Below are 23,255 nucleotides of genomic sequence, written 5' to 3'. Positions count from 1 at the left end.
GACCAATCGTACCCACGTTCACGTGCGGCTTGGTACGTTCAAACTTGCCTTTTGCCATGATCTCTATCCTTTGACTTTCAAGGAAACTGGGATGATTGTCGCGTCTCGTGAGATAGTCGAGACGCGACGACGGTTTTTACTTTATTTTGCCCGAGCGGCGATGACTTCGTCAGCGACGTTCTTGGGGGCTTCGGAGTAATGCTTGAATTCCATGGTGTACGTAGCACGGCCCTGCGTCAACGAACGCAGGTTAGTGGCGTAACCGAACATCTCGGCCAGAGGAACCTCTGCCTTGATGGTCTTGCCACCGCCGACCATGTCGTCCATGCCCTGCACCATGCCGCGACGTGAGGACAGATCGCCCATCACGGTACCGGCGTAGTCTTCGGGAGTCTCGACTTCAACTGCCATCATGGGCTCGAGCAGCACGGGGCTGGCCTTGCGCATGCCATCCTTGAAGGCCATCGAACCGGCCATCTTGAACGCGTTTTCGTTCGAGTCAACGTCGTGGTACGAACCGAAGAACAGGGTTGCCTTGACGTCCACGACCGGGTAACCGGCCAGGATGCCGGACGGCAACGTTTCCTGAATCCCTTTGTCGACCGCCGGGATGTATTCGCGAGGTACCACACCGCCCTTGATGGCGTCGACAAACTCGTAGCCACCGCCAGGAGGCAGGGGTTCGAGCTTGAGCACCACGTGACCGTACTGACCACGACCGCCCGACTGTTTGACGAATTTGCCTTCGACTTCTTCGCAGGTCTTGCGGATGGTTTCACGGTAAGCCACTTGGGGCTTGCCGACGTTGGCTTCCACGCCGAACTCACGCTTCATGCGGTCGACCAGAATTTCCAGGTGCAGTTCGCCCATACCGGAAATGATCGTCTGGCCGGATTCTTCGTCGCTACGCACGCGGAACGACGGATCTTCCTGGGCCAGTCGCGACAGGGCCAAGCCCATCTTTTCTTGGTCAGCCTTTGACTTGGGCTCAACAGCCTGCGAAATCACGGGCTCGGGGAACACCATGCGTTCTAGCAGGATGTGCGAATCGATATCGCACAGCGTCTCACCCGTGGTCACGTCTTTCAGACCCACCACGGCGGCGATGTCGCCCGCCAGAACTTCTTTGATTTCTTCGCGGTTGTTGGCATGCATCTGCAGCAAACGACCCACTCGTTCTTTCTTGCTCTTGATGGGGTTGTAGACCGTCTCGCCCGATTTCAGGACGCCCGAATACACACGCACGAACGTGAGTTGGCCCACGAACGGATCGCTCATCAGCTTGAACGCCAGCGCCGACAACTTTTCAGCGTCATCCGCTTTGCGCGAAACGGGATTGCCTTCGTCGTCCTGACCACCAACCGGCGGGATGTCGATCGGCGACGGCAGGTAATCGATAACGGCATCCAGCATGCGCTGCACACCCTTGTTTTTGAAGGCGGTACCACACAACATCGGCTGGATTTCGCCAGCGATGGTGCGTTGACGAATAGCCTCGTTGATTTCGGCTTCGTCAAGCGAACCCGTTTCGAGGTACTTGTTCATCAGTTCTTCGGTGGATTCGGCCGCAGCCTCCATCAGGTTTTCATGCCATTCATTGGCAACGCCTTCGAGCTCAGCCGGAATGTCGGCGTAGTCGAACTTGGTGCCTTGGCTGGCTTCGTCCCACAGAATGGCTTTCATCTTGACCAGGTCGACGACGCCCTTGAAGGTGTCTTCGGCACCGATTGGGATCACGATAGGTACAGGATTGGCACGCAGGCGCGTCTTCAACTGGTCGTAGACCTTGAAGAAATTTGCACCAGTACGATCCATCTTGTTCACGAAGGCCAAACGGGGCACACCGTACTTGTTCGCTTGGCGCCACACCGTTTCAGACTGCGGCTGCACGCCACCCACTGCGCAGTACACCATGCACGCACCGTCGAGCACGCGCATGGAACGTTCCACCTCAATGGTGAAGTCCACGTGTCCCGGGGTGTCGATGATGTTGATGCGGTGCTCGGGGTAGTTGCCAGCCATGCCGCGCCAAAACGCCGTCGTAGCGGCCGACGTGATGGTAATACCGCGCTCTTGCTCTTGCTCCATCCAGTCCATGGTGGCTGCGCCATCATGGACTTCGCCAATTTTGTGATTGACACCGGTATAGAACAGGATGCGTTCAGTCGTGGTGGTTTTCCCTGCATCGATGTGCGCAGAGATACCAATGTTGCGATAGCGCTCGATCGGGGTTTTGCGGGCCATGGTGGGTTAGTCCTTAATTTACCAACGGAAATGACTGAAGGCCTTGTTGGCCTCGGCCATCTTGTGCGTGTCTTCGCGTTTCTTCATTGCGGCGCCACGACCTTCAGCGGCATCGATCAATTCGCCAGCCAAACGCAGATCCATCGATTTTTCGCCGCGCTTTTTAGCGGCTTCGCGCAACCAACGCATTGCCAAGGCCAGGCGGCGCACGGGGCGCACTTCAACCGGCACTTGGTAGTTGGCGCCGCCCACACGGCGGCTCTTGACTTCGACGATCGGCTTGATGTTGTTGATCGCCAGGCTGAAAACCTCGATCGGCTCTTTGCCGGTCTTGGTCTGTACTTGCTCGAGGGCACCATAGACGATGCGCTCGGCGACGGCCTTCTTGCCATCCAGCATGACGACGTTCATGAACTTGGCGAGCTCGACGCTGCCGAACTTGGGATCGGGCAGAATCTCGCGCTTGGGTACTTCGCGACGACGGGGCATTGTTGCTTCCTTGTGTCTATTCAGTTGAACCGGGTCTTGGTGACCCAGCCATGGCCACCCAACAAGGTGGCCCCTTACGTGCCGCGTGCTATGCCGATATATGGGCTGACGCGGTCGCACTATTCTGGTGGCGCTTACGCGCTACCGGGGTACTGCTAAAACTGCGGTGAATAAGGCTTTAGGCCTTCTTCGGGCGCTTGGCGCCGTACTTCGAGCGAGACTGCTTGCGATCCTTGACGCCTTGCAGGTCGAGCGAACCACGAACGATGTGGTAACGCACACCCGGAAGATCCTTCACACGACCGCCACGCACCAGAACCACCGAGTGCTCTTGCAGGTTGTGGCCTTCACCGCCGATGTACGAGATAACCTCGAAACCATTGGTCAGACGCACCTTCGCAACCTTACGCAAGGCGGAGTTCGGCTTCTTGGGGGTGGTGGTGTACACGCGAGTGCACACGCCGCGACGTTGCGGGCAGTTTTCGAGCGCGGGGCTCTTGCTCTTGATAATGCTGACTTCGCGCGGCTTGCGCACGAGTTGGCTAATGGTAGGCATGACCTTTGAAATCCCTTTTACGTACCACTGGTAAGTACTTTTGTACTCGCACCTCTGGCGAGCCGCCTTTTAAAATAAGGGCCAGCACACCAACGGGAGACAGTTCACGCAAAACCGCCTCAAACGTTTCGTACGTAAAAGAGCGAGTCTTGCAGACAAAAACGCACAAAGACCGCTAACCGTGGGATCGGCAAGCCTGACTTTATGCGTAAATAAAGCAGTAAGCCCGTCAGCATACCCCAGAAGATCACCCATGTCAAAGGTTCTTGCGTTCCAACATGGATGAGTCCGGAATACGCGTCAGGGCGAGAGTCTATTCGTTACACATGACTGTCGTGCGACTGAGCGTGCAAAGCGTAGTCCAGTCAGTCACTGATCGGCAAACAGGTATCCACTGCCGTATACCGTACGGATAGGCAGAATGACACCGGCCAGCTCGGCCTTGCGCCGCAGGCGGCTGACGATCACATCAATGCTGCGTGTGCCACTGGCTCGATTGACGCCAGCAGTGTCATCGAGGTGCTTGTTGAGCTCGGCCCGCGCCACGGCCTGGCCGGTCGCCTCAAGCAGCGTGCGCACGATATGGCGCTCATTGGCTGACAGCGAAATGGCAATCCCCGACGGGGCCATCAATGTCCAATTCTGGTCTCGCAGCTCCCAACAGCCTGATTGACCGTTTACACCAACTGTATCGACATTTTCTGCCACGGCAGGCGCCCGGCCCGGCAATCGGCGCGCCAAAGCCATCAGGATGCCTATCAACTCGCGATTATCACAAGGATCCGGCACGCACGCGTCCGCGCCGCTTTGCAGGCAACGCAGACGGTGTTCGACCTGCAAACCGGCGCCCAGCACCACAATCCCCAATACAGAAGACGTGCGCAGTCGTGACACCAGCGCGTAGCCGATTTCGTCAAGCCCGCCAATATCCAATACGGCAGCGTCGTATCCGCCGGCGCCCAGTTGATTGAATAGCTCCAGCGACGTGGCGCAGCCGTGTGCGGCAATACCCGCCTGTTGCATTGCCGCAACCGATTTCCCACAGGTCAGCGGGTCAGGCATCATGATAAGGATTTTCAACTGCTTCATAAGACATAGTCAGACACGGCCTCAAAACCCCTGGCTTCGTAGCCCATCTGCACGTATCGATAAGAACGCCCACAGTGTGGCGTCTTATTGCGCAAATCCGCAGTTAATATTCGTCAAGTTTGCGGTACTTAACAATTCCGGCTCCTAACCGCAGGGCGATAGGGTATCCGCGTTATCATTTGACCAGCAAAAGGCCCGTCATACTTGGTGTATGGTCGGCCAGATCGCTGATCGATATACACCCAAGGCGCTTTCAACCTCGAATTCACTATGCAGATTGCCTCGCTGGAAGACGACCTGGACCAGGCCCGGCATATTCAGCAAGTCCTTGTTTCCGCCGGATATACGTGCCACAGCTATCAACACGGCCGGGATCTGCTGGCCGCCCTGCGTAGCGAATCCTTTGACCTTATTCTGCTCGACTGGCAGGTCCCCGATATTTCTGGGGACGAGGTGTTACGGCATATCCGCATGACGCTGGGTATGCAAACCCCCGTTATTTTTGTCACGAGCCGTACCCTGGAGGAAGACCTGGTCCAGGGTTTGCAGGCAGGCGCCGACGACTATATCGTCAAACCGATGCGCCCGGCTGAATTGCTCGCGCGGATGGCCGCCTTGCTGCGACGCAGCCAGGCGACGTTACCCGTCCCCGGCCCTTTTTCGGTTGCCTCCTACCGTATCGATCCGGGCAATCGCGTGATCTCACTACGAGACCACGCGGTGACGCTTGCCCCCAAAGAATTCGAATTGGCGCAGTTGTTTTTTCGCAATGTGGGTAGGTTACTGTCGCGCGATGTGTTGGCAGAAAGTGTCTGGAATCGCGATATTCCCGCGACATCGCGGACGTTAGACACCCATTTATCGAACATTCGCCAAAAATTGCGGTTGCATCCGGAAAACGGCGTGCGACTGGTGTCATCCTACGCGTTGGGCTATCGCCTGGAACTCGTTGACAACGGTACGCCGGCGTCAGCGGTCAACGCTTAGTACGCAAACGCGCCAAATTGAAGTACCCGGCAATCGGCAGATCCCGCCGGTGTTTATCGGAGAGTATTGACATGATCTGGCGCTTTATCCGCCTGTTCGTCGCATGGAGCACGATAATCGTCAGCCCATTGGCCATGGCCCAGCCCGCGGGTGCGCTTGGCGACGATTTCATCTACCGCATCCAGCAGGGTGACACGCTGATTGAGCTCGCCACGCTTTATACGCGCAATAACGCCAATTGGACGACTCTGCAACGCCACAACACCATTGCGGACCCGCAGCGCCTGATCATTGGTTCGGAGCTGCGTATTCCGTTTGCAGTAATCCCGGAGATTCCGGCGCAGACCACGGCGATACACGTCAGCGGACAAGCCGATGTCGATGGCTCCCCTTTGCGTGTCGGTATGCCCGTCAACGAGGGATCAACGGTCACGACCGCCACCGACGGTTTTGTCACCCTGCAACTGTCTGACGGCACCAAGCTCACCCTACCGCGCGGCAGCGCCACGCAACTCGAAAGGTTGCGCCAATTCGAAGGTGCCGCCCTGACCGACTCGGTTCTACGCGTACAACGCGGCGAAATCGACTCTCATGTCGCGCCGGCGGGTCAAGGCGTGGGTCGTTTCGAGATTCGGACTCCTGTCGCTGTCATGGGCGTACGTGGCACACGTTTTCGCGTACAGACGAGTGGTCAGAGCGCTCACAGCGAAGTCCTGGATGGTCGCGTACGCATTCAACCGCAAACCGCGCAACGGCCCTCTGGTCAGCCGGTTGCCGTGGCGGCCGGTTACGGTGCGGCGATTGGGGCTGATGGCAAGCTTAATGTTCAACCTTTGCTGCCTGCTCCCCAGCTTGGGGAACCTCACCGGGCCGGGTCTGGCCTCTGGACCGCGCCAGTCACTCCCGTACCCGGCGCCGTGGCCTATTTAGTACAAGTATCGCGTGACGCGGAAGGTTTGGAGCTCACCTCGTCCGAGCGGTTTGATACGGCCGACATCCGCTTTAGCGCACGCCGGCCGGGAACGCACTATGCGACGGTACGCGCTATCGACGCGGCAGGCTTGAGCGGCCGCGATGCTTACGTGGCCTTCGAGGGCGCCAATGCGCTACTGTCCGGGTCGGGACAACCCATCTTGCTGAGCGACGGCGGCGTAGTCGTCCTGACTGACTACTAGGCCCGCTGCCAGCCCATGGTGACCCCCGCCGCCGATACCCGTTCCACGAGTCCGCGGCTGCGTTTGCTGCTGACGCTCTCATTGGTGGTATTTTCGGCCTTGCTGGGGTGGCTCAATGGATTGGGCCGAGTGGATCAGATGATTTACGATCGCGCGATTTCCCTGATCGAGCGCCCCGCCCCGCCGGATATTTTAATCGTCACGATCGACGACGAAGCCATCAACACATTGGGCCGCTGGCCATGGCCACGCTCGTTGCATGCGATGCTGCTAGAGCGTCTGCAGAGCGCGCGCGCGGTCGGCCTGGACATTGTGTTTTCAGAGGCCGACCCACAACGTACGGCCGACGACCGCCAGTTGGTCGACGCTGTCCGACGCCATGGCCGCGTTGTGCTGCCCATCGTGCTGGACAACCTCGAACGCCCGACGCGTGCAACACTCCCGTTGGCCCCTCTAGCCCAGGCGGCTGCCGGCTTGGGCTATATCAATGTAAATCCCGATGACGATGGCGTCGTCAGGCGCACGACCTGGACGCGCAGCGCGGGAAATCTGCCGTGGCAGCATTTCGCACTGGCCATGCTGCGGATCGGCGACGATGCGTCGCATACAGAGGCCTTTACGCAGCAACTACCGGCGAACAGCACGTCGTTGATTCCCTATGCCGGCCCGCCAGGGCATTTTCAAACCGTCTCTTATCTGAGCGTCTTGCGCGGCGACGTACCTGCAGAAACCATAAAAAATAAGTACGTCTTGATCGGCGCCTGGGCCACAGGCCTGGGGGATGTTTTCCCTTCGCCGGTATCCCATGACGTCAGCGGCATTGCAGGCATTGAGATCATGGCCAATCTGATACACGCTGTCCGACAACAGCAGATCTTGGTGTCGGCTCAACCTTGGCAAACCGCCCTGGCAAGCATCGTTCCAGTGTTATTGCTGTGCTTGGCGTTACCCTGGTTGTCGCCCCGCCAGGCCATGTTTTGTAGTGCGGCACTGCTCATCATGATTTTGGCAACCTCAATCATCATGCTGCACTGGATCGATATATGGGTGCCGCCCGTGGCGGCATTGCTGGGTGTCGCCGTCAGCTATCCGATATGGAGCTGGCGCAGCCAGGAGGCTGCCTTGCGCTACATGAGCCAAGAGATGAAGCGATTGCGCGTTGAGTATCCGCCGGTGTTAGACGACACGCAGTCATTATCCCTTGGCCAGCACGTCGGACGCTCGCTGGATCAGCATGTCGACGAGCTGCACCGCACATTGCGCCATGTCCGCAACCTGCGCCGCTTTGTAGCGGACGGCCTGGATGGCATGCCTGATGCCACGATGGTCATCGATAAAGCCGGCCGCCTGCAGTACTGGAATCGTCCCGCCGCGACCTATTTCCTGCACTTGGGTATTCGCCCCCCCCGCATCGGGGAAATCGTGGCTCCCGCACTGGAGCAGGCCCTCGCCGAGCCAGAAACCCGTCACGCCGTACGAGAGGCGTTGCAACCTCGCGACGCCCATACCCCCGAGAACAGCGCCGCGGTCACGCGCATCAATCTCGAAGTGCGGGATCGTGCAGAGCATGATCTATTGATTCGATGCGCGCCTATCCGTACCGCGCGGGGCTCTCATGCCGGAATGGTGGTGACCTTGAGCGATATCAGCACCATACGCCAGGCAGAACGGCAACGCGAAGAAACGCTGCGATTCATTTCGCACGACATGCGTGCGCCCCAAAACTCGATCCTGGCACTCGTCGAACTCAACCACCAACAGGTTCCTGCAGACAGCACGTCTGCGCAGACACTCGCGCGAATTGCCCACCTGGCCAACCGCACGTTGCGACTCGTCGATGACTTCATTCAACTCACCCGCGCAGAGTCCATGAGCATCGCGCACGAGCGGCTGGATCTTGTCGCCATGCTTCACGAAATCACCGACGATTTCTGGGCGACGGCACATGCACGCGGGATCACGCTGGATCTGCAGTCTTCTGTGCCAGTGGCGTTGATCTATGGCGATTCGTCGCTGATCGCGCGAGCCCTCAGCAACTTGGTGGACAACGCTGTGAAATACAGCCCGGATAGCAGCCCTGTGCATTTGCGTCTGTCGCTCGGCGCGCATTCATGGGATACCGAGATCGAAGACGCCGGCCCTGGTATTTCGTCAGAGGACCGAACGCATCTGTTTGATCCGTTTTTTCGCACAGGGGATGCCCGACGCTCGGCTACCGGCGGTTCCGGACTGGGATTGGCATTCGTACGCACCGTTGCACAACGCCATGGCGGCAACATCACGCTGTATAGCGAAAAAGGCACGGGTTCGCGATTTGTCTTGAGCCTGCCGACCGCACCGGAAGACGACGTTTACGATACGTGAGCGTATTACCTCGACGATAATGGCCGTTCACGTGCCGCGCACGCCGCCTGCGTGGCAACTAACGGAAAATGTGCGTGATCACCGCAGGCTTGCCCGCTTTCACGGTCAGCGTCATATGGTGAGGCGGCTGTGCACTATTGCGGATCGTGACGCGATGCCGGCCCGGTCGCAACATCACGGTTTTTAGCGGTGGCGTCACACCACGCGAAACGCCGTCAATCACGATTTCCCCCCACGGTCGCACATTAATGCTGACACGCACCGGCGTGGGCTGCGCAGGTGTTCCAGCCGTCCTGGGCTCAAGTACAGCGGGCGGCGGCGTTGCCGCAGTCGGATCAACCGCGAGGCCCTTTTCAGCCTCGGGTATTGATGTATCGGGAACCGAGGTGGAATCAGGCCGCTCATTATCCGCTGGCATGTCGGGCACGGGTTCGGCCACACGAGGGGTTCCGGAGGACGGCGCAGACGCTGATGACGGTGACGAGGGCGGCATCGTCATGTCCGTTGAAGCGCTCTTGCCAGGCTGATCGACCACCAACTCCGAATGCGTAATCACACTCTCGGGCTGACTAGTCAATCTTCCCCACCAATACGCCGCAACCGCTATCGTTGCAACCCCAAGCAAGATGGCCCGCAGCAGCGAACGCCACGAGACGTTACGTGCCGCATGCTGCGCACTGGCCACCACGGAAGCCTCTTTGGGATCTGTCACCGCCGGCGCAGCAGACTCTGTCGGGGGCCCAATTAACGGTAGGGCCAGTCGTTCAGCATAGGCCTGCGTCGTCTGCGGCCTATCGTCGGGTTTCAGTTCCATACCCGCGTCGACCGCTTGCAAAAAGGCAGGCGAGTATTTGCTCAGTCCCAGCGTCGTCAAGGGCTGATAAGTGTCGTCAATGCGGCGTTCGGGGGCAGGCGGCGGTCGTTGGCCGGCCACCAATGAATAGACCACGGCGCTTAACGCATAGATGTCTGTCCAGGGCCCGCGCGGCCATTCGGAGGACTCGGTATACAACTCGAAGGGCGCGTAGCCCGGCGTCAATACCTTTCTGTCGGCCTGATTTTCAGGTGTAGTCAGTGCCATTAAATGCGCGCGCCCAGACTCGTCCAGTCCGACCGAGTGCACCGAGATATCCCCGCATATACGGCCTTCTTGATGTAAACGATCAAGCGTCGAAAGAAGCTCGGCAATAATGCGCTCAATGCGACCCTGAGGCACCCCGCCCGCAATCGTTGCCGCGATCGCGCTCAACGGTCGGAGGGCAAGGGGCGCGGCACCCGCAAAGGGCCCACGCGGCGTGGAAAAGACCGCAGAGGAAGACATGAAAAACTAACTTGAAAGGACCATTTTTCTATACACACGCCGTATAACTTGCCACACAACCGGGCAAATACTGCGCGAAGTTTACTACTTACGTTACGTTTTATAACGCCAGTTATCAGTAAAATGCATTTTCCGCACGACAACGTACTGCTATTAGCACATACAACGGATAATATCCGAGCATCCTTCCGGTTACGTTTCACAATTCATACGCCCGGAACAGGATGTGACCTCTTTTCTCTTAGGCATAGGCTTCCACGTTCATGAAGATACGCGCTCACTTGCCCTCCTTGCTTTGTGTTCTGACTCTTCTCGGCGGTTGCTCCGGGTTGGGGCTCAGTAGCCAAGAGGGCCCTCCCTCCCCAGCCGCGCAAAACGCATTGGCACAGGTCCAACAACAGTACTCGGCGGGGCAGTACGGCACCGTCATCCGTACCGTTGCCACGTCTGACGACATTGCAGCCGCGCCCAAGTCGCTACGCATCGAGGCATACAAGCTACAGGCCTTCAGCTACTGCGTACGCAAGTATTCGCAGTTGTGTGAAGAGACTTTTGTACGAATCTTGCAATTGGATTCAGATTTCACGCTCGCACCTAACGAGGCAGGCCACCCGCAATGGGGCCCCGTCTTTACGTCTGCCCAGGCGCGAGTCGGCAAATAATCCAACGCTCCCCCAAACAAAACGGCCACTGAATATCTCAGTGGCCGTTTTGTTTGGGGGGCCGGCAGGTTTTACAACCCATCGGCACTTACCCGGACCTGCAACGCCGTCAGGCAGCGGAACCGTCGTCGCTCGTGCCCGCTTGTGGCGGTGCATCGGTGGCGTCGTTCCCAGCACCCACCTCGGCGGCAACCGGCGCGTCCTCGAAGGGATTCGCCAATTGCCGTGCGGCTTCGCGCTCTGCCGCTTCCAGGGCTTCCTTGTCCTTGCGGGCAATGTGGTACGCCAGACCCGTACCTGCGGGAATCAGACGACCCACAATGACGTTTTCCTTCAGACCACGCAGATCGTCGCGCTTGCCCATGATGGCGGCTTCGGTCAGGACTCGTGTGGTTTCCTGGAACGAAGCGGCCGAGATGAACGAGTCAGTCGACAGCGAAGCCTTCGTGATACCCAGCAGCACGTTATCGTAGACCGCCGGGAGCTTGTCTTCTGCGGTGACACGATCATTCTCGTTCAACAGCTCGGAGCGCTCGACTTGCTCGCCCGGGATGAACTCGGTATCGCCCGCATCGACGATGTTCACGCGGCGCAACATCTGACGAACAATCACTTCGATGTGCTTGTCGTTGATCTTTACGCCCTGCAAACGGTAAACGTCCTGGACTTCGTCAACGATGTAAGTCGCCAGCTTTTCGATACCTTGCAAACGCAGAATGTCGTGCGGATCGGCAGGGCCGTCGACGATCATTTCGCCCTTGTTCACCACCTGGCCGTCGTGCACCAGCACCTGCTTTTCCTTGGGAATCAGGAACTCGTGGCTGACGCCTTCCAGGTCGGTAATAACCAGACGTTGCTTGCCCTTGGTATCTTTACCGAACGACACCGTACCCGTGACATCGGCCAACATGCCGGCGTCTTTGGGCGATCGCGCTTCGAAGAGCTCGGCCACACGCGGCAGACCACCGGTAATGTCGCGCGTCTTCTGGGATTCTTGGGGAATCCGCGCCAACACCTCACCGACAGCAACCTGTTGACCATCACGCACGGTGATCAGTGCGCCCACGGGGAACGAGATGTTCACCGAGTGATCGGTACCGGCAATCTTGACGTCTTCGCCGCTGTCGTTGACCAGTTTGATCTGCGGACGCATGACGACCTTGCCGCCGCGCGTCTTGGGAGTGATCACAACCAACGTGGACAGACCCGTGATTTCGTCGAGCTGCTTGGCCACGGTAACGCCTTCTTCGATATTCTCGAAGCGCACCGCACCACCGTACTCGGACACGATCGGACGCGTCAGCGGATCCCACGCAGCCAGACGAGCGCCGGCCTTGACGGTCTCACCATCGCCCACCAGCACGGTCGCACCGTACGGGATCTTGTGGCGTTCGCGTTCACGACCGTTATCGTCGTAAATCGCCAATTCGCCCGAGCGCGAGATCGCCACACGTTCGCCCTTGGCGTTCGTGACATAGCGCATCGTGCCGGCAAAGCCGACCTTACCGCTCGACTTGGTTTCCACGGCGCTGGCCAAGGCCGAACGCGATGCCGCACCCCCGATGTGGAACGTACGCATCGTGAGCTGCGTCCCCGGTTCACCAATGGACTGAGCGGCAATCACACCCACCGCTTCGCCCACGTTGACGTGCGAGCCACGACCCAGGTCGCGACCATAGCAGTGCGCGCACAGACCATGACGGGTTTCACAAGTCAGCGGCGTACGAACCTTGACCTCGTCGACAGCGATACGGTCGATCAGGTCGACCAGATCTTCGTCAAGCAAAGTACCGGCGGCAATCGCTGTTTCTTGTGTGTCAGGATTGACGATATCGATCGCGGCGACACGACCCAGAATACGATCGCGCAACGGTTCGATGACTTCGCCGCCTTCGACCAGGGCCTTCATGGAGTAACCATGGCTGGTGCCGCAATCGCTCTCGGTGATGACCAAGTCCTGCGTCACATCAACCAGACGACGAGTCAGGTAACCCGAGTTTGCCGTCTTCAGTGCCGTATCGGCCAAGCCTTTACGTGCACCGTGAGTCGAGATGAAGTACTGCAGAACGTTCAGGCCTTCACGGAAGTTCGCGGTAATCGGCGTTTCGATAATTGAACCGTCAGGCTTGGCCATCAGGCCGCGCATGCCCGCCAACTGGCGAATCTGGGCAGCCGAACCACGGGCGCCCGAGTCGGCCATCATGTAGATCGAGTTAAACGATTCCTGGCGCACTTCTTCGCCATGACGGTTCGTCACGGGCTCGGTGGCCAGTTGTTCCATCATCGCCTTGCCGACCTTGTCGCTGGCCTTGCCCCAAATGTCCACCACGTTGTTGTAGCGTTCTTGGGACGTCACCAGACCCGACGAGTACTGCTTGTCGATTTCCTTCACTTCGCGGCTGGCCTCGGCCAGGATGCCTTCCTTGGCTTTGGGGATCAGCATGTCGCCCATGGCGATGGAAATACCACCGCGGGTCGCCAGGCGGAAACCCGACTGCATCAGCTTGTCGGCAAAGATCACCGTGTCGCGCAGACCGCAACGACGGAACGACTGGTTGATCAGGCGCGAAATTTCTTTCTTCTTGAGTGCCTTGTTCAGCACCGTGAAGGGCAGACCCTTGGGCAGAATTTCCGACAACAATGCACGGCCCACGGTCGTTTCATGACGACGCAGCACCGGCTGGAATTCACCTTGGTCGTCGCGTTCGTATTCCGTCAGGCGCACCGTGATACGCGTCTGCAATTCCACTTCGCCGTTATCGTAGGCGCGTTGAACTTCAGCCACATCGGTGAAGAAAATCCCTTCGCCCTTGCCGTTGATACGCTCACGGGTCGTGTAATACAGACCCAACACAATATCCTGCGACGGTACGATCGAGGGTTCGCCGTTAGCGGGGAACAGAACGTTGTTCGACGCCAGCATCAATGTGCGTGCTTCGAGCTGGGCTTCCAGCGACAGCGGCACGTGCACGGCCATCTGGTCACCGTCGAAGTCGGCGTTAAACGCCGCGCAAACGAGCGGATGCAGTTGAATGGCCTTGCCTTCGATCAGTACCGGTTCGAAAGCCTGAATACCCAGGCGGTGCAGCGTCGGGGCCCGGTTCAACATGACCGGGTGCTCGCGAATGACTTCTTCGAGGATATCCCAGACCACCGGCTCTTGGCTTTCCACCAGCTTCTTGGCAGCCTTGATGGTCGTGGCCAGGCCCATCATTTCCAGACGATTGAAAATGAACGGCTTGAACAGCTCCAGCGCCATCAGCTTGGGCAGACCGCATTGATGCAGTTTGAGCTGCGGACCCACCACAATGACAGAACGACCCGAGTAGTCGACGCGCTTACCCAACAGGTTCTGACGGAAGCGACCGCTCTTGCCCTTGATCATGTCGGCCAACGACTTCAGTTGGCGCTTGTTGGCGCCCGTCATGGCCTTGCCACGACGACCGTTGTCCAGCAACGAGTCGACGGCTTCTTGCAGCATGCGCTTTTCGTTGCGCAGGATGATTTCCGGCGCCTTCAGTTCGAGCAGGCGCTTGAGGCGGTTGTTGCGGTTGATGACGCGACGGTACAGATCGTTCAGATCCGACGTCGCAAAGCGACCGCCATCGAGCGGCACCAACGGACGCAAGTCCGGCGGCAGCACAGGCAGGACCTCCATCACCATCCATTCGGCTTTGATACCGGATTTCTGGAAACCTTCGAGGACCTTGAGGCGCTTGGAAATCTTCTTGATCTTGGCTTCGGAGCTGGTGGCCTTCAATTCGCCGCGCAGCGTTTCGACTTCGCGATCGATATCGATAGTGCGCAGCAGTTCGCGCACGGCTTCTGCACCCATCAGGGCACTGAAGTCATCACCGTACTCTTCGGTCTTGGCCAGGAAGTCATCATCGGACATGATCTGGCCGCGCTTGAGCGGTGTCATGCCAGGTTCGATCACGCACCAGGCTTCGAAGTACAACACGCGTTCGATATCGCGCAGCGTCATGTCGAGCACCATACCCAGGCGCGACGGCAGGCTCTTCAGGAACCAGATGTGCGCGACCGGGCTGGCCAGCTCGATGTGGCCCATGCGTTCACGGCGAACTTTGGCGACGGTGACTTCAACGCCGCACTTTTCGCAGATCACGCCACGATGCTTCAAGCGCTTGTACTTTCCGCACAAGCACTCGTAGTCTTTGATCGGACCAAAGATCTTCGAGCAGAACAGACCATCGCGTTCCGGCTTGAACGTGCGGTAGTTGATCGTTTCCGGCTTGCGGACTTCGCCGTAAGACCAGGAACGGATTTTCTCCGGCGACGCAATGCCAATCTTGATGGCATCAAATTGCTCGTCTTGCGAGACTTGCTTAAATAGGTCGAGTAGCGCTTTCATTAGTTACGCTCCAAATCCATGTCCAGGGCCAACGAGCGGATTTCCTTAACCAGCACATTGAACGATTCCGGCATACCGGCATCGATGACGTGATCGCCCTTGACGATGTTTTCGTATACCTTGGTGCGGCCAGTGATGTCGTCGGACTTCACCGTCAGCATTTCTTGCAGGGTGTAGGCGGCGCCATATGCTTCCAGCGCCCACACTTCCATTTCCCCGAAACGCTGACCACCGAACTGCGCTTTACCACCCAGCGGCTGCTGAGTCACCAGCGAGTACGGGCCCGTGGAACGGGCGTGCATCTTGTCGTCGACCAAGTGATGCAGCTTCAGGTAGTGCATGTAGCCCACGGTGACCGGACGCTCGAATTGTTCGCCAGTACGGCCATCGTACAGCCACGCCTGAGTGCGCGAATCGGTCAACCGCATACGCTTGGCGACGTCGTCGGGATAAGCCAACTCCAGCATCGTACCGATTTCTTCCTCGGTGGCGCCGTCAAACACCGGCGTCGCGAACGGCACGCCGTTCTTGAGATTACGCGCCAGCTCCATGACTTCGTCATCGGTCAGGGTCTCGATGTGCGCGCCGGTACCGGTGGTGTTGTACACCTTGTCCAGATAGACACGAACATTTTGTACCTGAGCCGAACGCTCGTCGCGCAGCATGTCGGCAATGCGGTGGCCCACGCCCTTGGCAGCCCAGCCCAAGTGAACCTCGAGCACCTGCCCGACGTTCATCCGGGACGGAACGCCCAGCGGGTTCAGCACGATGTCAGCAGGCGTACCGTCGGCCATGTGCGGCATGTCTTCGACAGGCGTGATGCGGGATACAACACCCTTGTTGCCGTGACGGCCAGCCATCTTGTCGCCAGGCTGCAGACGGCGCTTGACGGCCAGGTAGACCTTGATCATCTTGAGCACGCCCGGAGGCAGCTCATCACCTTGCGTGAGCTTCTTGCGCTTTTCTTCGAACGCCAAGTCGAACTGGTGACGCTTCTGTTCGAGCGATTCCTTGGCCTGCTCCAGCACGACGGCGTGAGGCTCATCAGCCAGGCGGATATCGAACCACTGCCAACGGTCCAGATCGGCCAAGTATTCCTTGGTGATCGCGGCGCCCTTAGCCAGCTTGCGCGGGCCGCCGTTGACCGTCTTGCCGGCCAGCAGCTTTTCGATACGATCGAACTGGTCGTTCTCGACGATACGCAGCTGATCGTTCAAGTCTTGGCGATAGCGACGCAGTTCATCATCAATGATGGACTGGGCACGTTTGTCACGCACGATTCCTTCGCGAGTGAACACTTGAACGTCGATCACCGTACCGACCATGCCCGAGGGCACGCGCAGCGACGTGTCTTTCACGTCGGAGGCTTTTTCACCGAAAATAGCGCGCAGCAGTTTTTCTTCGGGCGTCAGTTGGGTCTCGCCCTTGGGCGTGACTTTACCGACCAGCACGTCATCTGCGGTCACTTCGGCACCGATGTAAACGATGCCGGAATCATCCAGACGGTTGAGCTGGGTTTCAGCCAGGTTGCTGATATCCCGGGTGATTTCTTCAGGTCCGAGTTTGGTATCACGCGCGACAACCGTCAGTTCCTCGATGTGAATCGAGGTATAGCGGTCATCAGCCACCACTTTTTCGGAGATCAGAATCGAGTCTTCGAAGTTGTAGCCGTTCCAGGGCATGAAGGCGATCAACATGTTCTGGCCCAGTGCCAATTCGCCCAGGTCAGTAGACGCGCCATCTGCCAGCACGTCGCCCTTGGCGACTTTGTCGCCACGAGCCACGATAGGACGCTGGTTGATGTTGGTGTTTTGGTTGGAACGGGTGTACTTGATCAGGTTGTAGATGTCGACACCGACTTCGCCAGCGACGTTTTCTTCGTCGTTAACGCGAATCACGACGCGCTCGGCATCAACGTGGTCAACCACACCGCCACGCACGGCTTGCACGGTCGTGCCCGAGTCGACGGCCACGGTACGTTCAACACCGGTACCCACCACAGGCTTTTCCGGGCGCAGGCAGGGAACTGCCTGACGTTGCATGTTGGCGCCCATCAGTGCACGGTTGGCGTCATCGTGCTCCAGGAACGGAATCAGCGATGCAGCGACCGACACGATCTGCGACGGAGCGACGTCCATGTAGTGCACGTTGCTCGGCGCCGTCAGCATGGTCTCGCCCGCTTCGCGGCACGCGACCAGGTCATCGACAAAGCTGCCTTCTTCGTCCAGCGCGGCGTTAGCCTGCGCGATCACGTAGTTGCTTTCTTCGATGGCCGACAGGTAGTCGATCTGATCACTGACCTTACCGTCGATAATCTTGCGGTAAGGGGTTTCCAGGAAGCCGTACTCGTTCAAGCGCGCGTATAGCGCCATCGAGTTGATCAGGCCGATGTTCGGGCCTTCCGGCGTTTCGATCGGGCAAACACGGCCGTAATGCGTGGGATGCACGTCACGGACTTCGAAGCCGGCGCGTTCGCGCGTCAGGCCACCCGGGCCCAGAGCAGAAACACGACGCTTGTGCGTGATTTCCGACAGCGGGTTGGTTTGGTCCATGAACTGCGACAACTGGCTCGAACCGAAGAACTCCTTGATTGCGGCCGAGATCGGCTTGGAGTTGATCAGGTCGTGCGGCATCAGGTTTTCGGTCTCGGCTTGGCCCAGACGTTCTTTCACAGCGCGTTCGACGCGCACCAGACCCGCGCGGAACTGGTTTTCAGCCAGTTCACCGACGCAACGTACACGGCGGTTGCCCAGGTGATCGATGTCATCGATCTGGCCACGACCGTTACGCAATTCGACCAACACCTTGATGGTTTCAAGAATGTCTTCGTTGGTCAGTGTCATCGCGCCCGTGATGTCTTCACCACGGCCCAGACGGCTGTTGACCTTCATGCGGCCCACACGCGACAAATCGTAGGTATCTTCGCTGTAGAACAAACGCTGGAACAGGGCTTCGACCGCGTCTTCGGTTGGCGGCTCGCCAGGACGCATCATGCGGTAGATCGCCACACGAGCAGCCATTTGATCGGCCGTTTCGTCGGTACGCAACGTTTGCGAAATGTACGGACCACGATCCAGGTCGTTGGTGTACAGGGCCTGGAAGTCCAGCACGTTGGCCGCGCGCAACGCGCTCAGCACGCTTTCGGTGATTTCGTCGTTGGCATGCGCCACGACTTCGCCGGTATCCGCGTCAACGATGTTCTTGGCCAGGACACGACCGTACAGGAACTCTTCGGGTACGGAAACGCGTTGGATGTTGGCAGCAGCCGCATCACGCAGATGCTTGGCATTGATGCGCTTGTCTTTTTCGACAATCACATTGCCATCACGATCGGTGATATCAAAGCGGGCCATTTCGCCCTTCCAGCGCTCGGGCACGAACTCAATCATGCCGCCTTCGCTCTTCAACTCGAAGTTGTCGAAATCGAAGAAATGCGCCAGGATAGATTCCGGCGTCATGCCGATGGCCTTGAGCAGAATCGTCACGGGCATTTTGCGACGACGGTCGACACGGAAGAACAATACGTCCTTCGGATCGAACTCGAAGTCCAGCCACGAACCGCGGTAAGGAATCACGCGCGCCGAGAACAACAACTTGCCCGAGCTGTGCGTCTTACCACGATCATGTTCGAAGAACACGCCCGGCGAACGGTGCAACTGGGACACGATGACACGCTCGGTGCCGTTGATGACAAATGAACCGGTGCCGGTCATGAGCGGAATTTCGCCCATGTAGACTTCCTGTTCTTTGACTTCTTTGATTGTCGGTTTGCTGACTTCGCGGTCAAGCAATACCAGGCGCACTTTGGCACGCAACGGCGACGCATAGGTCAGACCGCGCTGTTGGCATTCCTTGACATCGAACACCGGCTCGCCCAGCACGTAGCTGACGAATTCCAGGCGCGCCATTCCGTTATGGCTGACAATCGGAAAAATCGACGAAAACGCCGCCTGCAGACCATCGCTCTCGCGATCGGACGGAACGGTATCCGCCTGCAGGAAAGTTAGGTAGGATTGAAGCTGTGTCGCCAGCAAGTAAGGAACGTTTTGAACGTCTTCACGCTTGGCGAAGCTTTTGCGGATGCGCTTTTTTTCGGTGTACGAGTAAGGCATGAGCACTCCGACTCGAGGTTGCATGGGCCGTCAACCACGGCCCTAGGTGATACGACTCCAGAAAACCCCTCTGTAAAGGTCACCCTGACAGTAGGGGTTTTCTGGAAACGCAAAAGCCCGGGGACGGCAAACAGCACTGTCCCCGGGCGGTTTGACGCAGGTCTTATTTAACTTCGACCTTGGCGCCGGCTTCTTCCAGCTTCGCCTTGGCGGCGTCGGCGTCAGCCTTCGCAACACCTTCCTTGACAGGCTTGGGTGCGCCATCGACCACGTCTTTGGCTTCCTTCAGACCCAGGCCGGTCAATTCACGGACGGCCTTGATGACGCTCACCTTGTTGGCGCCGACTTCGGTCAGCACAACGGTGAATTCGGTTTGCTCTTCAGCAGCGGCGGCAGCGCCACCGGCAGCGGGAGCAGCCACAGCAACAGCGGCGGCGGCAGCCGACACGCCAAACTTCTCTTCCATTTCCTTGATCAGCTCGGACAGTTCGAGCACGGTCATGCCAGAGATGGCGTCAAGGATTTCAGCTTTGCTAAGTGCCATTTTTCAGAACTCCAAAATTGGATAAATGCCAGGTTGGGTGTCGCTCGGTCGTTCAGCGAATTCCATAAGGGGAGGCTTACGCCGCCGCCTTTTGATCGCGCACAGCAGCGAGGCCGCGGGCGAACTTGGTCGGAACTTCGTTGAGCGTACGCACGAATTGCGCGATGGGGGCTTGCATAGTGCCCAGCAGTTTCGACAGCAACTCTTCGCGCGAGGGCATGGTGGCCAAAGCCTTCACACCATCTTGGTTCAACAAGTTGTTGGGCAATGCGCCCGCCTTGATGACCAGCTTGTCGTTGCTTTTTGCGAAACTTGCAAGGACCTTGGCCGCCGCTACCGGGTCTTCGCTGATGCTATAGATCAGCGGACCGGTCAGTTGCTCGGACAACGGCTCGAAAGCCGTGCCAGCAACTGCGCGACGAACCAGCGTGTTTTTCAGAACACGCAGGTAAACGCCCGATTCACGCGCAGTTTTGCGCAGTACGGTGACAGAGGCGACGTCCAGACCACGATACTCGGCGATAACAATCGATTGCGCCTTGGCAACAACAGCCGAGACTTCTTCGATTACTACCGCTTTCTCTTGACGATTGAGACTCACGGTTTGAACACTCCATCAAAAGACGCCTGGGGCCTTATGGCCTTACGCGTCAACCGAATGCGGCGCCTGGTTGAGTTCTTCGGGTAAAGAAATCTTCCTGGGGACGCCGTCTACGCTGGATCCAGACTGAACAAGCTCTGGGATTAAGCGGGACATCGGCGGTACAGCTACCCTTGCCCTGCTCCAGCGGTCTTTGACAGCAGCAGCCGGCAGAATTGCCGGATACGGCCCAAAGTACGTTTTGCTTACAGCGATTAGTTCGCTGCGAGCGAAGCTACTTCTACACGAGCACCGCCGCCCATCGTGGACGAAACAGCGAGCTTGCGCAGATAAATACCCTTGGCAGCCGTAGGACGAGCCTTTTGCAGGGCGTCGACCAAAGCGGCCAAGTTGGATTGCAACTGCTCCACGCCAAACGAGGCGCGGCCGATGGTGGCGTGAATGATGCCGGCCTTGTCGGTACGGTATTGCACCTGACCTGCCTTGGCGTTTTTCACTGCGGTCGCGACATCAGGCGTCACGGTACCGACCTTGGGGTTAGGCATCAGGCCACGGGGACCCAGCACTTGACCCAACGCACCGACGACACGCATCGTGTCGGGAGACGCAATGACCACGTCGAAATCGATTTGACCACCCTTGATACGCTCAGCCAGATCTTCCAGGCCAACGATATCAGCACCAGCAGCCAAAGCGGCTTCGGCCTTGTCGCCTTGGGCGAACACGGCAACACGCACGGACTTGCCGGTACCAGCGGGCAACACGACCGAACCGCGAACCAGTTGGTCGGACTTCTTGGGGTCGATACCCAGTTGAACGGCCACGTCGATGGACTCATCGAACTTGGCAGTAGCGGTTTCCTTGACCAAGGTCAGGGCTTCGCTAACCGGATACAGCTTGGTGCGATCAATTTTTTGAGCAATAGCGGCGGCGCGCTTGGACAGTTTTGCCATGATTAGATCCCCTCAACCGTGATGCCCATGCTGCGGGCGCTACCAGCGATCGTACGAACGGCAGCGTCAAGATCGGCTGCGGTCAGATCGGGTTCTTTGGTTTTGGCGATTTCTTCGGCCTGGGCACGAGTCAGCGTACCGACTTTGTCAGTATGCGGCTTGGGCGAACCCTTTTGGACGCCAGCGGCCTTCTTGATGAGGACCGTCGCAGGCGGGGTCTTCATGATGAAGGTGAAGCTCTTGTCGGCGAAAGCGGTGATCACCACCGGAATCGGCAGACCAGGCTCCATGCCTTGGGTCTTGGCGTTGAACGCCTTGCAGAATTCCATGATGTTCAGGCCACGCTGACCCAGGGCCGGGCCAATCGGGGGGGAGGGGTTAGCCTTACCAGCCGGTACTTGCAGCTTGATAAAGCCGACGATCTTCTTCGCCATGCTTTGCTCCTTACGGGTTCAAACGCCCACCGTCGTTGGCGGCGAGCTCCCCGGGGTTAAAAATCAGGTCTTCTCGACCTGGCTGAAATCGAGCTCGACGGGCGTCGCGCGACCAAAAATGGTGACGGACACACGCACCTTGCTCTTTTCGTAATTGACTTCTTCGACGTTGCCGTTGAAGTCTGCAAACGGACCTTCTTTGACGCGAACCATCTCGCCCACTTCGAACAGGACCTTGGGGCGGGGTTTCTCGACACCCTCTTCCATTTGGGAGAGGATCTTTTCGACTTCTTTTTCAGAAATCGGCGTCGGACGATTACCCGAGCCACCCAAAAAGCCGGTGACACGGTTTGTGTTTTTCACCAAGTGCCAGGTTTCGTCGGTGAGATCCATCTCAACCAGAACGTAGCCCGGGAAAATACGGCGTTCGCTGATCGACTTCTGGCCGCCTTTGACTTCGACGACTTCTTCCGAGGGGACCAGAATACGACCAAACGATGTCTGCAAGGCCGCGCGCTCAATGCGCTCGTTCAAGGCTTTGTGGACGCTTTTTTCCATGCCTGAATACACATGGACGACATACCAGCGCTTACTCATTTGGCGTCCTTATTTCCAGCCTAACAACAGGCCGTACAGTATCCATTCGATGCCCTTATCGAGCACCCACATTAACAACCCCATCACCGCGACAAAGGCAAACACGATGCCCGTCATCTGGGTGGTTTCCTTGCGCGTGGGCCAGGTTACCCGTTTAGCTTCGTTGTATGCCTCGCTGGCAAAACTGAGGGTACGGCGACCCGGTTCGCTGGACCAGGCGATCACTGCGGCGATCACCAGGCCCCCGATAAACACGCCGACGCGGGCGACCATGGGTTGTGCGCTAAGCACCGAGAATCCCACGATGCCAGCAATGATAACGAGCACTGCCAGCCCGAGCTTGATCCGGTCGGTGGTACTGGTTACGGTTTCTACGCTGGTATTAGACATTTTGCGACGCTAGCCGGCTGTAATTGCGCGACTGACGGTGATCTCCCGGCGAGTTTAAGAGCGAGCGGGGTTGAAACAAACTAGGCCAAGTTGGTCATAAATGACCGCAAACGTGGCAGGGGCAGTAGGAATCGAACCTACAACCTTCGGTTTTGGAGACCGACGCTCTGCCAATTGAGCTATACCCCTAAACTCTCGTGAGCGATGTATGGCAACTTGCGGAACCATACATAGTACTACTTTTTTGACAAATATGGGAAGCGAGCCCATTTAGGGCCGGCTTCCCTGTACTAAATCGCTAAAAAATTAAGCGATGATCTTTGCGACGACGCCAGCGCCGACGGTACGGCCGCCTTCACGGATGG

At 58.1% G+C, this 23,255-nt stretch carries 17 protein-coding genes and 1 tRNA gene; 4 read left to right on the top strand and 14 right to left on the bottom strand.

Annotation, left to right across the window (positions count from 1 at the left end; all coding sequences use genetic code 11):
- Positions 1-141: 141 nt before the first annotated feature.
- The 4 genes from fusA to ACYVDM_RS25095 form a co-directional block, all read right to left on the bottom strand.
- Positions 142-2,244, bottom strand: coding sequence for an elongation factor G (fusA, locus tag ACYVDM_RS25110; RefSeq protein WP_415791297.1), 2,103 nt, complete (start codon positions 2,242-2,244; stop codon positions 142-144).
- An 18-nt stretch (positions 2,245-2,262) separates the two neighbouring features.
- Entirely contained in the window at positions 2,263-2,733 is a 471-nt protein-coding gene (rpsG, locus tag ACYVDM_RS25105) for a 30S ribosomal protein S7 (RefSeq protein ID WP_050450091.1), read from the bottom strand.
- Between the two features lie 178 nt (positions 2,734-2,911).
- A complete protein-coding gene (rpsL, locus tag ACYVDM_RS25100) occupies positions 2,912-3,289 on the bottom strand; it encodes a 30S ribosomal protein S12 (RefSeq protein ID WP_019937406.1) in 378 nt (125 codons plus the stop codon).
- A gap of 369 nt (positions 3,290-3,658) precedes the next feature.
- A complete protein-coding gene (locus tag ACYVDM_RS25095; protein WP_415791300.1) occupies positions 3,659-4,378 on the bottom strand; it encodes a response regulator transcription factor in 720 nt (239 codons plus the stop codon).
- Between the two features lie 270 nt (positions 4,379-4,648).
- On the opposite strand from ACYVDM_RS25095, the gene ACYVDM_RS25090 reads away from it, so the two are divergent.
- From ACYVDM_RS25090 to ACYVDM_RS25080, 3 genes are all read left to right on the top strand, one after another.
- Positions 4,649-5,365, top strand: a complete 717-nt coding sequence (locus tag ACYVDM_RS25090) for a response regulator transcription factor (RefSeq protein WP_415791302.1) — start codon at positions 4,649-4,651, stop codon at positions 5,363-5,365.
- 71 nt (positions 5,366-5,436) lie between these two features.
- On the top strand, positions 5,437-6,540 hold the full coding sequence (locus tag ACYVDM_RS25085; RefSeq protein ID WP_415791304.1) for a FecR family protein: 1,104 nt from the start codon (positions 5,437-5,439) through the stop codon (positions 6,538-6,540).
- A 15-nt stretch (positions 6,541-6,555) separates the two neighbouring features.
- Positions 6,556-8,904, top strand: coding sequence for a CHASE2 domain-containing protein (locus ACYVDM_RS25080; protein WP_415791306.1), 2,349 nt, complete (start codon positions 6,556-6,558; stop codon positions 8,902-8,904).
- Positions 8,905-8,962: 58 nt separating this feature from the next.
- Here the strand turns inward: ACYVDM_RS25080 and ACYVDM_RS25075 are convergent, their stop codons facing one another.
- Positions 8,963-10,225: a serine/threonine-protein kinase gene (locus tag ACYVDM_RS25075; protein WP_415791308.1), complete on the bottom strand. Its 1,263-nt coding sequence runs from the start codon at positions 10,223-10,225 to the stop codon at positions 8,963-8,965.
- A gap of 263 nt (positions 10,226-10,488) precedes the next feature.
- Between ACYVDM_RS25075 and ACYVDM_RS25070 the strand changes: the two genes are divergently transcribed.
- A complete protein-coding gene (locus ACYVDM_RS25070; RefSeq protein ID WP_415791310.1) occupies positions 10,489-10,887 on the top strand; it encodes a TssQ family T6SS-associated lipoprotein in 399 nt (132 codons plus the stop codon).
- A 109-nt stretch (positions 10,888-10,996) separates the two neighbouring features.
- Here the strand turns inward: ACYVDM_RS25070 and rpoC are convergent, their stop codons facing one another.
- From rpoC to ACYVDM_RS25025, 9 genes are all read right to left on the bottom strand, one after another.
- Positions 10,997-15,259 carry a DNA-directed RNA polymerase subunit beta' gene (gene rpoC, locus ACYVDM_RS25065; protein WP_415791312.1) on the bottom strand — a complete coding sequence of 1,421 codons (4,263 nt, stop codon included), beginning with the start codon at positions 15,257-15,259 and terminating at the stop codon, positions 10,997-10,999.
- Positions 15,259-19,371 carry a DNA-directed RNA polymerase subunit beta gene (rpoB, locus tag ACYVDM_RS25060; RefSeq protein WP_415791314.1) on the bottom strand — a complete coding sequence of 1,371 codons (4,113 nt, stop codon included), beginning with the start codon at positions 19,369-19,371 and terminating at the stop codon, positions 15,259-15,261. Before rpoB ends, rpoC begins: the two co-directional genes overlap by 1 nt.
- 163 nt (positions 19,372-19,534) lie before the next feature.
- Positions 19,535-19,915 carry a 50S ribosomal protein L7/L12 gene (rplL, locus tag ACYVDM_RS25055; RefSeq protein ID WP_415791316.1) on the bottom strand — a complete coding sequence of 127 codons (381 nt, stop codon included), beginning with the start codon at positions 19,913-19,915 and terminating at the stop codon, positions 19,535-19,537.
- Between the two features lie 76 nt (positions 19,916-19,991).
- The gene (gene rplJ, locus ACYVDM_RS25050) at positions 19,992-20,516 is read right to left on the bottom strand and encodes a 50S ribosomal protein L10 (RefSeq protein ID WP_415791318.1); all 525 of its coding nucleotides are present in this window, start codon (positions 20,514-20,516) and stop codon (positions 19,992-19,994) included.
- Between the two features lie 254 nt (positions 20,517-20,770).
- The gene (rplA, locus tag ACYVDM_RS25045; protein ID WP_415791320.1) at positions 20,771-21,469 is read right to left on the bottom strand and encodes a 50S ribosomal protein L1; all 699 of its coding nucleotides are present in this window, start codon (positions 21,467-21,469) and stop codon (positions 20,771-20,773) included.
- Between the two features lie 2 nt (positions 21,470-21,471).
- Positions 21,472-21,903: a 50S ribosomal protein L11 gene (rplK, locus tag ACYVDM_RS25040; protein ID WP_415791322.1), complete on the bottom strand. Its 432-nt coding sequence runs from the start codon at positions 21,901-21,903 to the stop codon at positions 21,472-21,474.
- A 63-nt stretch (positions 21,904-21,966) separates the two neighbouring features.
- Entirely contained in the window at positions 21,967-22,500 is a 534-nt protein-coding gene (gene nusG, locus ACYVDM_RS25035) for a transcription termination/antitermination protein NusG (RefSeq protein WP_415791324.1), read from the bottom strand.
- 9 nt (positions 22,501-22,509) lie between these two features.
- Complete coding sequence (gene secE, locus ACYVDM_RS25030) at positions 22,510-22,890, bottom strand: preprotein translocase subunit SecE (protein ID WP_415791326.1); 381 nt, start codon at positions 22,888-22,890, stop codon at positions 22,510-22,512.
- 113 nt (positions 22,891-23,003) lie between these two features.
- Positions 23,004-23,079, bottom strand: a tRNA-Trp gene (locus ACYVDM_RS25025).
- Positions 23,080-23,255 lie beyond the last annotated feature (176 nt).

The organism is Bordetella tumulicola (assembly GCF_054779135.1).
The sequence above is the reverse complement of the archived record's forward strand: the minus strand, read 5'-3'. Positions and strand labels throughout refer to the sequence as shown.

Excerpts from the sequence above, each read along its gene's own strand:
- fusA (WP_415791297.1), bottom strand. The coding sequence starts at position 2,244 with ATGGCCCGCAAAACCCCGATCGAGCGCTATCGCAACATTGGTATCTCT.
- rpsG (WP_050450091.1), bottom strand. The coding sequence starts at position 2,733 with ATGCCCCGTCGTCGCGAAGTACCCAAGCGCGAGATTCTGCCCGATCCC.
- rpsL (WP_019937406.1), bottom strand. The coding sequence starts at position 3,289 with ATGCCTACCATTAGCCAACTCGTGCGCAAGCCGCGCGAAGTCAGCATT.
- ACYVDM_RS25095 (WP_415791300.1), bottom strand. The coding sequence starts at position 4,378 with ATGAAGCAGTTGAAAATCCTTATCATGATGCCTGACCCGCTGACCTGT.
- ACYVDM_RS25090 (WP_415791302.1), top strand. The coding sequence starts at position 4,649 with ATGCAGATTGCCTCGCTGGAAGACGACCTGGACCAGGCCCGGCATATT.
- ACYVDM_RS25085 (WP_415791304.1), top strand. The coding sequence starts at position 5,437 with ATGATCTGGCGCTTTATCCGCCTGTTCGTCGCATGGAGCACGATAATC.
- ACYVDM_RS25080 (WP_415791306.1), top strand. The coding sequence starts at position 6,556 with ATGGTGACCCCCGCCGCCGATACCCGTTCCACGAGTCCGCGGCTGCGT.
- ACYVDM_RS25075 (WP_415791308.1), bottom strand. The coding sequence starts at position 10,225 with ATGTCTTCCTCTGCGGTCTTTTCCACGCCGCGTGGGCCCTTTGCGGGT.
- ACYVDM_RS25070 (WP_415791310.1), top strand. The coding sequence starts at position 10,489 with ATGAAGATACGCGCTCACTTGCCCTCCTTGCTTTGTGTTCTGACTCTT.
- rpoC (WP_415791312.1), bottom strand. The coding sequence starts at position 15,259 with ATGAAAGCGCTACTCGACCTATTTAAGCAAGTCTCGCAAGACGAGCAA.
- rpoB (WP_415791314.1), bottom strand. The coding sequence starts at position 19,371 with ATGCCTTACTCGTACACCGAAAAAAAGCGCATCCGCAAAAGCTTCGCC.
- rplL (WP_415791316.1), bottom strand. The coding sequence starts at position 19,915 with ATGGCACTTAGCAAAGCTGAAATCCTTGACGCCATCTCTGGCATGACC.
- rplA (WP_415791320.1), bottom strand. The coding sequence starts at position 21,469 with ATGGCAAAACTGTCCAAGCGCGCCGCCGCTATTGCTCAAAAAATTGAT.
- rplK (WP_415791322.1), bottom strand. The coding sequence starts at position 21,903 with ATGGCGAAGAAGATCGTCGGCTTTATCAAGCTGCAAGTACCGGCTGGT.
- nusG (WP_415791324.1), bottom strand. The coding sequence starts at position 22,500 with ATGAGTAAGCGCTGGTATGTCGTCCATGTGTATTCAGGCATGGAAAAA.
- secE (WP_415791326.1), bottom strand. The coding sequence starts at position 22,890 with ATGTCTAATACCAGCGTAGAAACCGTAACCAGTACCACCGACCGGATC.